This window comes from [Clostridium] aminophilum DSM 10710 (genome assembly GCF_000711825.1).
Lineage (GTDB): Bacteria > Bacillota > Clostridia > Lachnospirales > Lachnospiraceae > Clostridium_R > Clostridium_R aminophilum.
Map to the genome: position 1 here is coordinate 1 of NZ_JONJ01000014.1, position 17,252 is coordinate 17,252.

Annotated in this window: 1 protein-coding gene and 1 other RNA gene; one reads left to right on the forward strand and one right to left on the reverse strand. The window is 55.4% G+C overall.

The window, feature by feature from the left end; all coding sequences use genetic code 11:
- Window positions 1-393 precede the first annotated feature (393 nt).
- Window positions 394-16,614: a Cna B-type domain-containing protein gene (locus BR86_RS0110545; RefSeq protein ID WP_031473735.1), complete on the forward strand. Its 16,221-nt coding sequence runs from the start codon at window positions 394-396 to the stop codon at window positions 16,612-16,614.
- 192 nt (window positions 16,615-16,806) lie between these two features.
- On the opposite strand, the gene ssrA is transcribed toward BR86_RS0110545, so the two are convergent.
- Window positions 16,807-17,151, reverse strand: a transfer-messenger RNA (tmRNA) gene (gene ssrA / locus BR86_RS15730).
- Between the last annotated feature and the right edge of the window lie 101 nt (window positions 17,152-17,252).

Below are 17,252 nucleotides of genomic sequence, written 5' to 3' on the forward strand. Positions count from 1 at the left end.
CTGTGCACGTCAACTATTGAAAGCGCCGTATACCGAACGGTACGTACGGTGCTGTGAGAGGACGGGAGCTAATCACTCCCTCCTACTCAATTGGAGAGGAAATTTCTCCGAAATTCCCTATGAAAAAAACGCTCTGCAAAAAATGATAACCATAGTTCCATCGACGGATATATAAGTATGGATTTATAGAATAGTATTCAAAAAAATCAATAATACGGGACTGCTCAGACTAAGAAAAACGCTGGCGAGCGTCTGAAAAAGCGGGTATAATTGAATTTCTGAGTGTTTTCAGAAGAAAAATGAAATTAAGAATAAACCGGATTGAAAATTAATAATATGCAGCCGAATTTTCTTTGCATATCCGAATAATCCGGATGGAGGATAGATTTTTTCATGAAACGATCTTTTTTAAACAGAGCGTCCGCTCTGATGCTGAGTGTTCTGATGTTTGTCAATACAAGCGCGTCGACCGTTCTGGCGGCAACCGGCGGGGAGGATGCACCCAGCGATGTGATTGAGCGGATTCAGGAACTGGATGATGCGGTGCGGGAACAGACGGTTCCGCTCGGAACCAAACTCTACGAACTGAATCTCCCAAAGACCATCCGAGCGGTGGTGGTGGATCACTCGTTCTATGAAACGGACAAAGCCTATGAGGTCTACAATGCGATCGCTCCGACCGGAGATGAGACCAAAGACCGGAGAGCGGACGCTTCCGATGAGGAAGAAGAGACAGAGAAAGAGACGAAGGCTGCCAAAACGGAGGAAGCCGGTGAGGAGACAAAATCCGCAAAGGCAGAGAAGGACGGAAATGCGACGGAATCCGGGAAGGCCGATAAGGAAGTAACGGAGGCGGCTGACAAGGCGGAGAAGGAGACGAAAGCGGAAACAGTGAAGTCCGGGGATGCCGCTGAGGCCATCGAAGCGGATAACAGGTCCGCGAAGGAAGCGGACACGGACGAAGCCGGAAAGAGCGATAAGGCGGAGAAAGACGCGAATGCGGACTCGGAGAAGTCCGGGGATGCCGCTGAGATTAGCGAAGAGGATAACAGGTCCGCAAAGGAAGCGGAGATCGGGAAAGAAAACGGAGCCGCAAAGGAAACGGGAGTCGGGAAAGAAAACGGGTCCGCGAAGGAAGCGAACACGGACGAAGCCGGAAAGAGCGACAAGGCGGAGAAAGACGCGAACGCGGAGACGGAAAAGTCCGGGGATGCCGCTGAGGATATCGAAGAAGACAACAAGTCCGCAAAGGAAGCGGAGAACGGGAACAATAACGGATCCGCAAAAGAAGCGGAGACCGAAAAAGAGGCTGAATCTGCAAGGGGTGCGGACACCGAAAGCGAATCCACAGCCGCAAAGGAGACCGATGCCGCAGCGGAGACAATATCGGAAAACGCTTCGGAATCGGAAACCAAAGCAGAGGATGTGACGGACAAAGAGAAGGAAGAGAGACAGAAGAAGGCGGAAGAAAAAGAAGCGGAAAAAAAGAAAGAGGAAGCAAAGAAAGCCGAAGCAAAGAAAAACGCGTACTGGGATCAGGATGAACTGAATGAATATTTTGACGGACTGCTGGACGGAAGCATTTCCTCCTCCGAGGCTCCGAAGGGCATGAAGCTCCGCCCGGTGACGGTTCGCTGGAATATTGACCCGGATCAGTCCGTGTCCGATGTCTACGACCCGGAGGTGCCGGGAACGTATGTGTTCCGCGCGGAAGTGAAAAGCTCCCGACTTGTTCCGGGAGACGGGGCAGAAATGCCGGAGATCACCGTGACGGTAGATGACGGTTCAATTCCGTTTCATAAGACGGTCCGCCATATCGGCGGCGAGAGCGGTCCGGTGAATGTGACGGTGGATGCCGAGGCCGGAGTGATTCCTGCCGGCACAACACTGAACGTGCGTCCGATCAGGGGAAAAGCGGCGAAAAAGACGGTCCGCGGTTCCGTGGAGGAAGGCGTCAGCCGGTATGCGGAAGAACAGTATATCGAACTTCCGGAGATCGAGAAATTGTATTCTTTCGAAGTTCTCCTGACGGACCGGGACGGAGAAACCGTTACCCCGGATACGTCCGAGGGTGAACTTCGCGTGAGCGTGGAGCCGGTGAACATGGACGGCGTGGCGGAAGGCGAGAGCAGCTATCATGTGTTCCGCATCGATCCGTCCGAGCTGGGATTATCCGATGCGGAGGAGAACAACGGCCTGTCGGATCCGGAGCAGAAGCAGGGGGCAATTTCAGATGAGGAAAATGAAATGCCGGCGGAGAATGACGCCCTGAGTGCCGGAGAGGCCAAAGCGGAAGATGACGCGGAAGATGACACAGAAGACAGGTCTGAACCGGAGACGGCGGAGAAAGCACCGATCCGGGACGAAGCCCGCGAGGGTATTGTTGGCAGCGTAAAAGACGGCTTCGACCGGATTGGCGATGCGGTGGTAAGACCGGTCATCGACGCCGTGAACGACATCTTCCCGGAGTCGTCGGATTATCCCGTGGCGGAGATGATCCCGGAAGACGACGCCGAGACGGACGAAGAGAATAAGACGGTTTCCTTCCGGACGGAAGAGACCGGCGTGTTTGCTGCGGTCAGAATCAGCCGCGAAGAAGCGCAGTCCACGGAATTCAACAAGCATATCACCATTGACGGCGTTCGCATTCAGGTGAGCGCCCCGGCGGGGGTATTTCCGGCAGGAAGCTCTCTGAAAGCTGTAAAGGTGGCGGATTACCGGAAAAAGACCATTGACCGTGTGCTTCGCGATACCATCGGCGAAAACGACGCGGCGGAAGAGGAGAACGATGAGACCGGGAACGAGGAAAAACCGTCCCTGGTCCGCAGCTATGTATTCGATCTCACCATTCTTGACAAGGATGGAAATGAGATTCAGCCGGATACGTCCAACGGCGAGGTCAGCGTCCGCTTCTCCCGCCTCGATATGACCACGATCAGAAAGGGCGAGGAGCGCATTGCCGTCTTCCATCTCGGCGAAGAGAAAGATGCGGAAATGCTTCCGGCAGCTGTCGATACCGCGCAGAAGAGCGTGGAGGTCAAGGCGGATCATTTCTCCGAATTTGCAGTCGCGTTCATGACGGCGGTAGAGAACGGCCTCAGCCATGAGTTTAAAATACACAGTGAAGAAAATTCCGGTTCCGGAGAGGCGGAAAACACGGTTCCGGATGACGCGCGGATCAACTATGTGATTCGCGATGTGAAGGCAAAGCTTATCTCGGAGTCGGAAACCGGAACAGACGGAGAAAATGTATCCGTGGAATTCGGCGTAAAAGTCCTGCCGGAAGACGGAGATCCTGAGATCGTGGAAGTGAAAGACGGAAGCTTTACGCTTCCGGCCGCAATTACCGACTTTACGGTGATCGCCCGCGCCGTGACGGACGAGACTGCGGCGGAAAACAAGACGTTCTCCGTATCGTTTGGACTCGGAATCGACAGCGTCCGCATCGGAAATGATGACTGCACTGTCCACTATGAGTCAAAAACCGGAGATGAGGATTACCGGGCAGACGTTGCGGCAGAACTGAATTCGGATCATTTCGAAAACATGTACGCATCCCTTCGCTGGGAAAAGAGCGACGTCCGCGTGGAGGTGAAATACCTGTGCGAAGGCGAGGAGATTCCGGCGGAAGATCTGGAAAACATCTCGTATGAGATCGCGGATCGTCTGGAAGACGGAATCCTCGACAAAGAGAACGCGCCGAAGATCTACAAATATGATTTCGACGGGGCGGTTCTCCGGATGGACGGCGAAGAGATTCCGGTGGCAGCAGTGAGCCGGACCGGATACCGTGCGGAAAGTGCGGCGGAGTCGTCCGCTCTTACCGGAGATTCGGTGCTCGTCCTTAACTATAATAAGAAAGAAGAGATCACATATACCGTTCAGCTTTCGCTTTATCCGCAGAACATGAATGTTACGGTTCCTTTCCGGGTGACCGGTTTTGCGGAAGGGGAGAGCGCACAGGTCGATGGTTTTTCCGTAACCGGCGACGGGGAGGCTGACAGTACACAGGAAGGATATTCCTTCGGCAACGGGGCGCTGTCTTTCCGTGTCAATCTGGAAACTCCGAAAACGCTGACCATTAAGACCTATTCCGATTCCAAAGAACTGAAGCTGTCCGTCGATAATGACGCGGCAGAGGCGGAGGGATTCCGCTATCAGGCTCTTGGGTCCGAGTTGGAGAAGGTTTTGGATGACGCTTCGAAGACCATGGAGTATACGGTCCAGATGCCGTCGCAGGAAGGCGTTCTTCTGGATATGCGCTGGAATGACAATAACAACCCGAAGACGAATCTGACGCTTCCGAAACTGAAGCTTCAGTATCGGATTCAGGGTAAAAATGACGATGACGCGTGGAAAGATGTGAAAGAAGACGAAAACGGCGACTGTTACTTCGACGCCGGAGCCGGAAGCCGCAAGGGACTGGATCTCTCAAATGCGGAGATTCTCACTGCGGAACATCCTCTTTCCGACAGCGGAATCGGTCTCCAAAAATCCAATAACATGAGCTGGGAGTACAAATTTGTCCAGAAGCTCTACGGATATTTCTATGGAAGCGGTCAGGTAAAGAAGGTGGAATACCGCCTTGCCGTGGACGGAGATAACGCTTACCTCACGCTGGAAGACGGCCGGAAGCTTGATTATACGAGCCGGTATGACACGAACAAAGAGCGGACGGAGAACAATCAGATTCTCGTTCACACCCTGAAATCCGATTACCGGGCTGTCGCGGAGTGGGGAGATAACGGTGATAAGTACGGAACCAGGCCGAAACTGGATCATTTCCCGGAAGGGACGGTGCTGACCAGAACCCTGGATCAGAAGACGGAAGAGGCGGCGGTGGATAGCGCTTCCAATACCGCTGCGTTTGAAGACGGCATGCAGGTGACGGTTTCCTGCGAGCGGACCGAAGCCGGAGAGGATGTGATCACACTTCCGGATGCGCCGGGCTTTGACGCGAATAACCATCCGTATGTCTACACGCTGAAATTCCCGGAACTCGCGGAGGAGGATAAGCTGATCGGATCACGGGCGGTTTCCCGGTTCGAGCTGAAGACCGCGGACGGCCTGAAGCTTTTCAAGAATGTCTCCGGCGCATATTATGGCGCGTACTGTGAGAACACGGACGAGTCCAATGACAGCATGAATGAAAAAGAGCTGTACAGCGGCGGAAAACTTCATCTGGCGCTGACCGGAAAGACGTCCTTCACGATGAATTACGTCTGGAACGATGCGAACAAGTATAACGACGAGAATAACGGGAACCGTCGTCCGAAATATCAGGGCGTTCTCTACCGCTACATCGACGTGGAGGGAAAGAGCTTCCAGACGGCGTCTCCGGTCCCGAACGTGGATGCGGTCAGTCTGGCAAATGATTCGGCCGCAAATGAGATTCAGAATATCCGCGTTCCGGAGGACGGTTCCGGGACGGAACAGAAATATCTGAACGCGTTTGATGAAAACGGAAATCCGTATGTCTATTTCCTGAAGCTGGCGACAACCTCAGCGGGAACGCTGGAAAGCGGCGATGCCATCAAACTGGAGCGCCACGCCGGAAAGAAGGAACAGATCGGTAACTCAAATGATAATGCTGCTTCTTCGGAAAACGGATGGTTTGACGAAAAATCCGGATCAAACTTTATCTATAACGGAAATGAGCTCCATTTTGTGCTCACCGGAACCACGGATGTCACCGTGAAGGAGACATGGATCGATGCGGCGAGAGCCGACAAGAAGTCCTGGGTGACGTTAAAACTGAAGAGGAAAAAACTTAAGGTTTCCGACGACGCGAACGTGGACTCTCTCTATGAGGATGATGATGCCTATAACAACGGAAACGAGGCAAAGACGGAAAAACTCGGACCGTTCAATGCAGAGACCAAGAGCATTACAAGTACGGCATTTACGGGGCTTTCCCGCTATGACGAGAACGGCAAAGAATACAAGTACTACGCGGAGGAAGCGGAGATCCGTTTTGAGGAGGACGGCGATCAGCCGGCGGCGGTGATCACAGAGATAGACAAACACGGCAAACAGTATGTCATCTCCCACACCGGTTACCGCTACCTTCATACCGTGTCCGATGACGGGAACAACTTCATTAACATCACCAACAAGCTGGAGGGTGACGCGAAGGTTTATATCACCAAGCGTTTTCCCAACGGCGTACTTCCGTATGCGGCGGACGGTCAGGGAACCAAAAACGTGATCACCTTTACCGTCTACCGGGACGGCAAGAAGATCGGAACCGTGGACTACACCGCGGAATACAAAAAGGACGACTCCGGAAATCCGAATGAAAGCAGGATGTTCACCGGAGATCCGGCCTACAAGGGTAAGACCGAATATGAGGTGCCAGCGGACTCATCTTCCGGCGATAATGCTGCAGCGAGAGTTTACAGCGTCACCTATGATGATACGCTTCTGATCGACTCCTATGCGGATTTGACAACACGCAAGGACGATATTCCGTCGGAGGGCGCCCTTCCGCGCTATGACGACAAAGGAAAACAGTACCACTACACCGTGAGCGAGGCAGAAGTAAAACTGGAGGACGGCACGGACGTTAAGAAACTGTATTATCTGGATTATTCCAACACCGCGGATGAGGGTACAAATGAACAGGCTGTGACCGGCACGGAGATCAAAGAAAAACACAGTCTGGACCGGGCGGTGTTCACCAACTCGAAGAGAATCACCGGAAAAGCCAGCTACACAGTGACCAACCGGTGGATCGACGGCGGCGATTCCATTTATCACAAGACGGTACATTTTGCCCTTCAGTACAACGCAGACGGTGAGAAGGACTGGAGGACCGTGGATAAGGGGACTATCCAGCCGAACCAGCAGTATGTCCGCCGAAGCGTGCCGGACAAAGCGACGGTCGGCGGAACGGAGATCGATCTGCAGGCTGCGTGGAAAACCGGAAAAGATTCCTATTTCCGCGTCGTGGAGACCGGCATCGGTTACGACAGTGAGACCGATCCGAACAATGTGAATTATCGCTATATCACAAAGGATTCCATGGCGCAGGAGGAGGCGGACCCGAAGAACCCCTATCCGGAGTACTATCTGGATGGCAATAAGGCCAGGGAAATGGACTTCGCCGTCACGCCGGATCAGAACTATGCGGTCCTTCCGGTGGCGGATCGTGATACGGAGTATGACTTTGCGCTTACTAACCGTCGTATCGGTCTTCTTACCATTGACCTGACCAACAAATGGGTGGACGGTTCCGACCATCAGGGCGCCCGCCCGGCGACGCTTGTCTACCATATCAACGGCGACGGCAAGTCTTCGATCGATCTGGAAGTGAAGGCGGAGGAAGGAAAAACCGGCGATACATGGCATGCCGTCTCTGTGGAACTTCCGAAATACGACGTCAAGGACGGAGATATTTACCATTACAATGTCCGTGCCGATCATGTCACCACGGAGAAGGACGGAACGACAACTGAGACCCAGGTGACCGGCGGTTCTTTTACAACGAAGACGAATGACGGAAGAGACCTGACGTATTCCAATCAGCCGGAGGAAGATAAGAGCAAATACGTAATCGGTCCGCACCACACCGGTGATGTTCAGAATGTGACCTTTGACAATGTTCTGACGGAGACCTTCAGCCTGAGCGTCAACAAGTACTGGATGGATCTCGGAGATGCCGAGACCGTTAACCGGAGACCGGATATCTATATGAAGGTTTACCGGAAATACTATAACAGCAAAGACAGAAAGGACGTGACCGAGGAGGCGGGATATTTTGACAATGACTGGGTGATCAAATCCAGCCACTGGTGGGTGAACACCTTTAAGAATGTTCCGCGTTACACTGCAGCCGGTGACGAATATACTTATTACTTTGTCGAGCAGTTCCAGGATGCGCAGGGCGACTATGAGATCGTCGGAGCGTTCTCCGGAGAGCCGACGGAAGAGGACAACGGCTTTGCCATCGACGAGGAAAAGCGTCTTTCGCTGGTGAATGTTTCCGAAAACGGAGAAGAGGATAACCGGATCGCGGCGGTCTTTGACAGTGAGAAGAAGATTTCTTCCACCATTGTGAACCGTCCGGTGAAAGACAGGACCATCTTCGGAAAGAAGATCTGGAATCTCCCGGAGGGAACCGTATCCCTCAGCGAGGTACACCTTCCGACCATCACGATCGTCCTCACAAGGGCGGAGTACCGCGGCACGGACGCGAGCGGCAATGTTTCTTACGGGCCGTATGAGCCGTGCACCGAAAAGTATGATGAGAACAGAAATCTGATCTCCAACATGGTGGACGGCCACGTGGAGCCGATGTTCGTGGAGCTGACTTCGAAGAAGGACAGCTACAGTTTCGGCCCGCTGCCTGCCTATGACGGGAACGGCCGTCTGTACAGGTATCGGGTGATCGAGCTCTCCCGTCTGTACAAGCTGGATGAGCCGGATGCAAAAGAGGAAGAGGGCGGAACCGACGGAGCGTTTGCCGCCCGCAAGGCAGAGTGGCCGAATCTTCTCTCCGATGAGCGAAAAGCTCAGGCAGACATGGTCGGAAAGCTTTACAGAGAGGGCGACGGCACCATCAGCGAGAAGACCAACAGCATCGCGCTGACGAATACCTATGATCCGCCGCTCAACTACCGCATCACGGCGGAGAAAAACTGGGAAGGTTTTGACCGGCTGACCGCGGTGCAGAAGTCCAAACCGGTCAGCGTTAAATTTGTTCTCTACCGCAGCGTCGGCATGGGAATGGACGGAACCGCGCTGACCTATGATACGGCCAAAACCTGGCTGAAAGCGGCGGAACAGACCGTCACGCTGAATCCGGAGGATTTTTCCGGTCTTGCGGAGGCGGGATACCGGTCGGAGATCACCTTCGATCAGCTCCCGTATTACGGACCGGACGGGGCCCCGTATCTCTATAAGATTGCGGAGGAAGACCCGGATACCGCTAAGAAGGTGGTCGGAACCGCCTATGCCGTGCTGACCGAGACGGAGCAGGACGGACAGAAGACGACGGTGAAGACCGCCAAAAACACGGTTCCGATTGTCAATGTCAAAGCGCCGGACGCAAATGCCGACGGCACAGACGCGACCGCTTCCGGAAACGGATCGGGAACGGCGGCACTGATCAACCACTACAGCAATGACCTTACCCTCATCGTAAAGAAAGAGTGGAAGGACGGCGTTTCGGGAAGCGCCGGCGCGGACCATATGCCGGGTGAGCTTCATGTGACGGTTTACCGCACGGCGGACGGATATGAGCCGGAGACGGTGGCGAACCTCACATTGACGAAAGAACACGGCTGGACTGTCAGCGGCGAAACAGCGGCAGAAGGTTCGGCGACAGAAACCCCGGCAGCAGAGACCGATTCAAGGCTTTCCGGACTTCCGAAGTATGCACCGGACGGCGCGGTTTATACCTATCACGCGGCAGAAAACCTCTCTGCGGATGCGGAGTGCGCGTTCCACATGCCGGCGGATGCCGAGGATACCGCGGAGGCAGAGAATATCGGAAAACTTGCTCTTCCGGTTGAGTGGAGCGGGGTTTATACGAAGCGGCACGTTTCCGGCGATGTTTACCGCGCAGACGGAGCGGCCGCGCAGACCGATACGGTTCTGACACTGAACAATGAGTTCCGTCTTGCGACTGTGACACTTTCCGGAAAGAAACTGACGGATCAGGCAGGCACGGAGCTGACGGCGGAGCAGATCGCATTTGCGGACCGCTTCCGCGGCATTCCGGAGGAACTGACTTTCCGGATCGCCTATACGACGGATGACCTGTCGGATGACTCGAAAAAAGCGTCTGCAGCCTGGAAGGTTCTGACGGAAGATACCGCTTCCGGTGCCGGATATCCGGTTGAGCGGAAAATGACTCTCAGCCGGACAGACTGGAAGTATTACGGAGACGGAGCCGACAGGACGAAGACTTCGCTGACCATGACCGGTCTTCCGCGGTTTATCCCGGTGGACGGTGAATACCGCAAGGAATACCGCGAGGTCCATTACCGTTTCTTCGAGTACGCGATGGCGTATCCGGATGGAGCGGGCGGTGTCGCCGCGCCGATTCTCCGCTCCGGTGTAAAGGCGGACGGAACGGTGGACGGCCTTCTGGCAGAAACTGAAATCGGTTCGGTCACTTCCGGTTTTGGAGAGGAGAGTTTCTTTGCTTCGGCGGAGGTCAATGGCTTCTACTCGGATTCGACAACCGATTCCGCTGTCTGCGTCAACCGCATTCCGGTGCGGAGTCTGGAGATCTTCAAAGAATGGGATGACCAGTTTGACCGCGACGGTGTGCGTCCGGAGAAGATGACATTCCGGATCGCGCAGGAAGATGGCTCCGCGGAAGCGTCGGCTGTCTATGCGGATGTCGAGCTGACCGGGGACAATGTCTCCACCAAAGAGGCAGGAAACGCAGAAGCGAATCTCTGGAAGAGCACAAAGACAGAAAATGCCGATCTTCCGGCATATCTTCTTCCGGTCTTCCGGGAGGGAACCGCCGAGGCGGCTTCTTACCGGATCCGGGAGGATGTTTCCGGAGACGGTGCCGCTTCTTATACAAGACATCAGGTGAAGCGGAATGAAGGTGCTTATACCGCGGATACCGATCAGACGGAAATAGCGCTTCCGGCGTATACAGCCGGGGAGAAGAGCGCTTCCGCCGGCGAAGTGAAGGGCGATACGGTCTGGTTTAAGAACGGAAGGGACGCTGACACCATCGCGCTCTCAATCCGGAAACTCTGGAGATTTGCCGGAAAAGACTACGACGGAACAGAAAACGCCGTACCGGCTGCGCTGAAGAAATACTTTGAGGGCAATTCGCTGAAAATGATCTTCAGCCTTCAGTACCGTGAGGCAGGGACCGGGGATTGGAAGGATGTGGTTCAGGATGAAGACGGCACGAAGAAGACCGGATTCACCCAGGACAATGCCCTCTCGGTCAGCCCTGCGGTTTCAGACAGCGGAGCCCTGAACACGGCCGATCCGAAGGGACTTCAGTGGATCAGAGTTCCGGTTCACGCCGATGATCATGACCTTGCGGGCACGCCGGCCTTTGAGTTCCGGCTCCGCGAGTCGGTAAAACTCGGGGCGGACGCTTTTACCGCAAAGGAGGTCTTCTCCGATCCGGTTTCCGCGGCTGAGGTCCGGAAAGAGCAGGAGAAAGCAGAGGACGATGCGGCTTATAAACTCACGGTAACCAACGAGTTTAAGTCTGCGTCCCTTTCGGTAAAGAAGACCTGGGACGATCAGGAAAACCGCTACGGAACAAGACCGGCTGCGGTTCTCTATGAGATTCAGGTGAAAGAAGACAGTCAGAACGCGCGGGCCCTCACGGCCGCGGAACTGGAAACCAGTCAGAACACGCGGGCCCTCACGGCCGCGGAACTGAAAACCTTCGGTTTTGCGGGAACGATCGTCACCGAAGACGGCATTTCTCTGGCAAGAGGAGAGAAGGATGCGGATTATACAATTCAGCTCTCCGGCCTTCCGGAGATCTCGCCGGCAGGAACAGAACTCCGCTACCGCGCGGTCGAGCGAAAGCTCCTCTATGCGTCAGAGGGGGATACGGCTTCCGGACAGGAGATTCCGGTGGGAACACAGAACGGGGAGTCGATCTATTACACGGAAGCTTCGGATGCCGGTGATCCGGCGGACCGTTTTGCGGAGAAGAAGACAGTGAACGGGAAGACCGTACTGGAGCAGGAACTTCGGAATACCTTGTCCAGTGTGACGCTGACCGGAACGAAGATCTGGAAAGGCGGCGCACTGACGGATGACTGGAATTTCGGAAAGACGATCGCTTCGGTGACCTACGGTGTGCAGAGCAGAGCAGGAGAAGATTCGGACTGGAAAGATGTGAAAACATCGGGCACCTCCGGAGAAACGCTCCTTCAGAAGACTGCCGCGCATACCGGAATGGAGGACAGTGTTTCATGGTCCGGCGAAGACGCGCTTCCGATGTTTGACACAGACGGAAACCGCGTTGAATACCGGATCCGCGAGATCTCTTACCGCCTGAATGACGGCACGGAGGTTTCGGCGAATCGCGAGACTCCGGAGGTAAACGGAGAGACGGAGCCGGCAGAGCGTGCAAGGATCGGAAACTATGTCATCACGTCCGATGCGGACACGGAGTCCGTGAAGGCGGACGACGGAAGCTTCCGTTCCACCCTGACCAACACCGCGATTACGGCGCCGCTTGCGATCCGGAAGATCTGGGAAGATCAGGATGACCTCGATCGGCATCGCCCGGATCACGTGACGGTCACTGTAAAAGCGGCGGTCACAAAGAGCGGAGCGGACGATTATGAGACGATCTCCATTCCGGCTTCGGCGGTCTTAGCTGCCGCGGCTGCGTCGGATGACGGAAGGATCACTGTGAAAAACGGTGAGATTACCCTGACGCTGACCGCTGCCGATGCTGCAGAAGACGGTTCCTGGACGCGCACGCTCACGGGACTTCCGGTCTACGACCTGAACGGAAACAAAATCCGCTACACGGTCAGCGAGCCGGAAACCATCGAGAAATATACCGCTTCCGGGAAGGTATTCTACGGAACTGACCGGAAGAAACCGGAAAAAGGAAACGGCTACTTTGCGCTTGCCGAGCTGAATGAAGCCGGCGAGGGAGCAGCGCCGACCACGGTGGTATTCACGAACAACCACGGACAGAACGTGGTGGAGATCCATGTGGAAAAACGCTGGGAAGGCGACGGCGAAAACCTGCTGGGCGATCGCCCGGCACAGGTGAAGGCCCGTCTCTATGCCTCCTGGATGGGAGCGGACGGGAAACTTACGGAGCCGGCACCTGCCGTCGACACCAACGGAGTCACCGTGGCACCGGTGATTCTCACCAAAGAGAACGGCTGGAAAGGCGGCTGGACCGAGGCGATTCCGCTCAAGAAGAGAGTCGGAAGTGACCCGACCAGTGCCGGAACGCCGATCATCTACAGTGTCCGTGAGGAGATTTCGGACAACCGTTTCATTGATCCGGAAACCGGAGGATATGTGCCGGCGGTGACCGATACCGGAAAGGCCGACTCCTATTCTTACGGTGTCGGCGTTCTGCAGGCGGAATCCGGAAACTATGTTCTCACGAACCGTATGAAGACATCCGGGATCCGGGTGACCAAGACGTGGACGGATGAGAACAGTGAAAACCGGACGGATGCGGAGAAATTCCGCTATGGTAACATTGACCGGACAAAAGGCCCGGCTTCGGCGTCCCTGATGCTTCAGCGGACGGCGGATACCGGACTCGTGCCGGGAAGCGCCGGATGGGAAAATGCCGACTGGAAGGATGTACCGCTGAAAGCGGACACGGACGGAGACGGCACGATCCTTCTTGCAAGAAGCAGTACCGAAACGGAAGAGAGCAAGACGATCGGCAGCGTGGTCGTCCGGACCGTCTCCGGCCCGGAGCGCGTGACCGTAGAGTTCAGCGGTCTTCCGATGGCGGATGCGGACGGAGATACCTATCTCTACCGCGTAAGGGAAACCGAAACCAGCGGCTATGAGCCGCATGTCTCCTATCCGGAGTCCGACGGCGTATCCATCGGACAGGGAGAAGAGACAGCGCTGGAAAACGGCTTTATGCGCGGCGATCTGACTGTGACGAAAGTCTGGGAGGACGACCATGACCGCTACGGTACGCGGCCGAAGAAGCTGAAGATCACGGTGATTCCGAAGATCGGAGCGGATGCGGACGGAAACGGCGGCGAGGAGATTGCCATCGACGGACTGAACGCAAAGAAAACCGGCGTTCGCGATGCCGGATTTGAAAGCGCGTCCCTGTGGGCGGGACTCTTCGGGGCAAATGCCGAAGACGGAGAGTTCCTTCTGGACAGCACTTCCGCGGATGAGAGCGGAGACAAATGGAGTTACACCTGGAAGAACCTTCCGGCGAAGACTCCGGACGGAGAGATCATCACCTATGTTGTTTCGGAAAGCGGAGCGGAGGGCGATTCGCTGGCCGGCTACCAGGCAGTCGACGCGGCCGGAAGTCCGTCCGATCACCTGCAGCAGGCGGTGAGATGCCTGAACGCGGACGGCAGCGGACCGGAAAACGCTGCGGTGACATTTACCAACCGGTTAAAGACCACCTCCTTTAAGGTGACAAAAGTCTGGGAGGACGGATACGACGATCCTACCGGCGTGAACCGCCATGTGAAGAGCGTTCTTGCGGTTCTGCAGAAGCAGGAAGAAGGTTCGGACGAGTGGCAGACCGTGAAGTTCGGGTCCACGGAGAAGGCGGAAGAGATTTCGCTTCTTCCGGATGAGGACGCGGCGCGGAACTGGTCTCATACCTGGACGAAGCTTCCGACGCACACGGCAGACGGAAAAGAGCTCCGATACCGGGCAGTGGAGGCCGGTCTGGAACTGACCCGTCAGAAGAATGACGGCGCTAATCTCATTGCCGAAGCGGGCACACTGACCGATCAGGGCAGTCTGAACCCGTACCGGTACCGCACAACCTATGACGAGGAAGATACCGGGGCGCAGTCGGAAGGCGCGAAAGCCGGAACGATTGCGAACCGGCTGATCACGGGAAGCATCACCGCGACGAAAGTCTGGGATGATGACCGCGACCGGGACGGAATCCGTCCGGATGCCGTGACGCTTCATCTGATAAGAGAAGCCGGCGGACGGTCGGAACAGTTGCCGGCGGCATTTGACCGGAGACTGGAAGACCAGAAGGCAAGGGGCGAGGGCGACTGGACCTCTGTCTCCTGGGAAAACCTTCCGGTTCGCGATGCGGACGGCACGGAATTCCGGTATACCGTGAAAGAAGAAGTGGATGAAATGCCGGGCTATGTGCCGTATCAGAAACTTGATGCGCTGTTTGCCGGAGAAGTCAAAGAGCCGGCGGCATTTGCACTGACTGCAGACGGGGAGATTCAGCTTACCATCATCAACCGCCATATTCCGGCGGAGACGAAGGTGGAGATCCGGAAGCAGTGGAACACCATATTCCACGGTGCGCGGCCGGATTACGCGGAGTTTGAACTCACCGCGCACTGGACCGAAGACGGAGCGGAGCGCAGCGAGGCTGTCAGGGACGGCGCTTTGAAAGAGAGCGACGATGACGGGGATCACTACTGGTTCCATGTCGGCGAAGGCGACGAGGAGCGCGATCAGAAGACGGTGTGGTCCCGCACAATAGAGAAACTGCCGGCATTCCGGCAGGGGCTTTCCGGCGTTCCGGTGACCTATGAGATCACGGAGCGGCCGGTGGAGGGATATAAGACTTCTTATGAGAAGAAAGCATCCTCCGCGGTTACCTCTTCCGACATCCGGAAGATGACGCAGGACGCAGACGGAAGGACAATCATTCCGGTTCAGCTGACCGCTGTGAATACGCCGGACACTACCGACCTTACCATCTCGGTGGACTGGGACAATGAAATCCCGGTGATTGCAAGGAGCATCGACAAAGTCGTGTTCCGGCTCCAGAGACGCCATGCGGGCTCGGATGAGAGCTGGCAGTATGTCTGGGTTACGGATGAGAAATCGTCCAAACCCGTGGAATTTGAGGCAGAGATGCCGAAAGTTCTCGGCGCATCGAGGAGAGCGGAGGTCCGCGTGGACGGCCTGCCGTTATATGATCCGGGATATGAGACATTTCTCTTCTTTGCCCCCAGAGGCGGCAGTAAGCTGCAGAACAGCATGTTTGAGTACCGTGCGGTCGAGGACCGTATGGTCCTGAACAACCGGGCGGAAGTCCGGCTCCGGAATTACGAAGAGGGAGACTTTGTCGGAAGCTATCAGGCAGTCGGAAAAGACGGCTCGGAGCTGAAGGAAGGTTCGGTTCTCGGCGTGCGCAGATACCGGTCTGACTGGAAGAATACCAGCCATGCGGTGAAGATTGCGCTCTCCAAGAAATGGACCGATGAGGCCGGAAAGACCGAGATCGGAACCGATTCGGTCGATGTCACAATTTCGGCTTCCGCACAGAACACGGCGGTGGATCTGGAGGAACTGACCCGGACGGTGACGCTCTCGAAAGAGAACGGCTGGTCCGCAGTGGTGGAGAATCTTCCGGACGAGACGGTGGAAGGATATCCGGTGACATACACAATCCGCGAGAGCGGAAGAAGCAATTACAAGGCGACCTATGAGGTGAGCGAAGCAGCGCAGATGCAGGAAGGCATGCCGCATTCCGGCGACGGAAGTGCTGCGAAGTTCATCACCGGCGACAATGTCGAAGTTACCTTTATCAACAGCCGTGTTCTGAACGGCGGCGGTTCAGGCACAGGCGGTTCGGGTTCCGGCGGAAAACATTCCGGCGGAAGCGGAAAACGTTCTTCCGGAATACCGGAGGGACCGGCGAAGGAGATTGAGGAGAAAATCCAGACGGAAGGTAAGATCATTACCGAGACCCTCATGCCGGAGCCGATGGTCGAGAAGGCGATCCGTCAGTCGGATGAGGAGACGAAGGATTCCTTATCCGCAGTGGCTAACGGCATTCCTTCGGACAGTTGGAGAACGAATCACCGGACTCCGGGGACGCACCAGGTGCCGCGCACCGGCGATGACCGGCAGATGAAGCGTGAGGCTGCAACGGCAGCGCTTGCGATCTTCGGTCTGACCGGTTGGACGATCTACCGGAAACGTTTTGAACGGAAAGACTAAAAAAACAGGGCGGGTGCCGATTCCGAAAGGAAAAGGTGCCCGCCCTGTTTTGCAATGTCAGGATATTTCTCTGAAAATCCCATATGCCGCAAAATACGCTCCGCGAGGATGTGCACGATGCTGAAATGGATGCAGAAAATATCAATGAAAAAAAGAAGGTATCCGGGCCGCGATGGCCGGATACCTTCTTTTGCGTGGAGCAGACGGGGGTCGAACCCGTGTCCAAAAACCTGTCCCCTGTTCTTCTACTATCATAGTCTGTCCTTTGACATTCCCTCTGCCCCGCGGGGATAGACACCCTCAGAGTTTCAGTAGTTCCTGATACGCCCGATGATGCGGAACCTTCTCATCGTCGTTTCTCACATATTCGATGCCAGATTCTTAAAGTGTGAGTGCTCTAAGGCTGACACACGCTGCGATTAGGCAGCGAGAGCTACAGTATTTCTGTTAGCGTTTAATTTTAATTTTGCCATTTAACGCATTGCATGCGGATAGCTTCACCAGCTTCGAAGTCCCTGTCGAAACCGTTACTGCCCCTTATCTACGAGATTATTCCCGTGGACACATAGTCCGTTTCTTAGTATAACGCAATTTCCGGCAGAATGTCAAATTTCCTTTTTGTGCTTTGATGTTTGCTG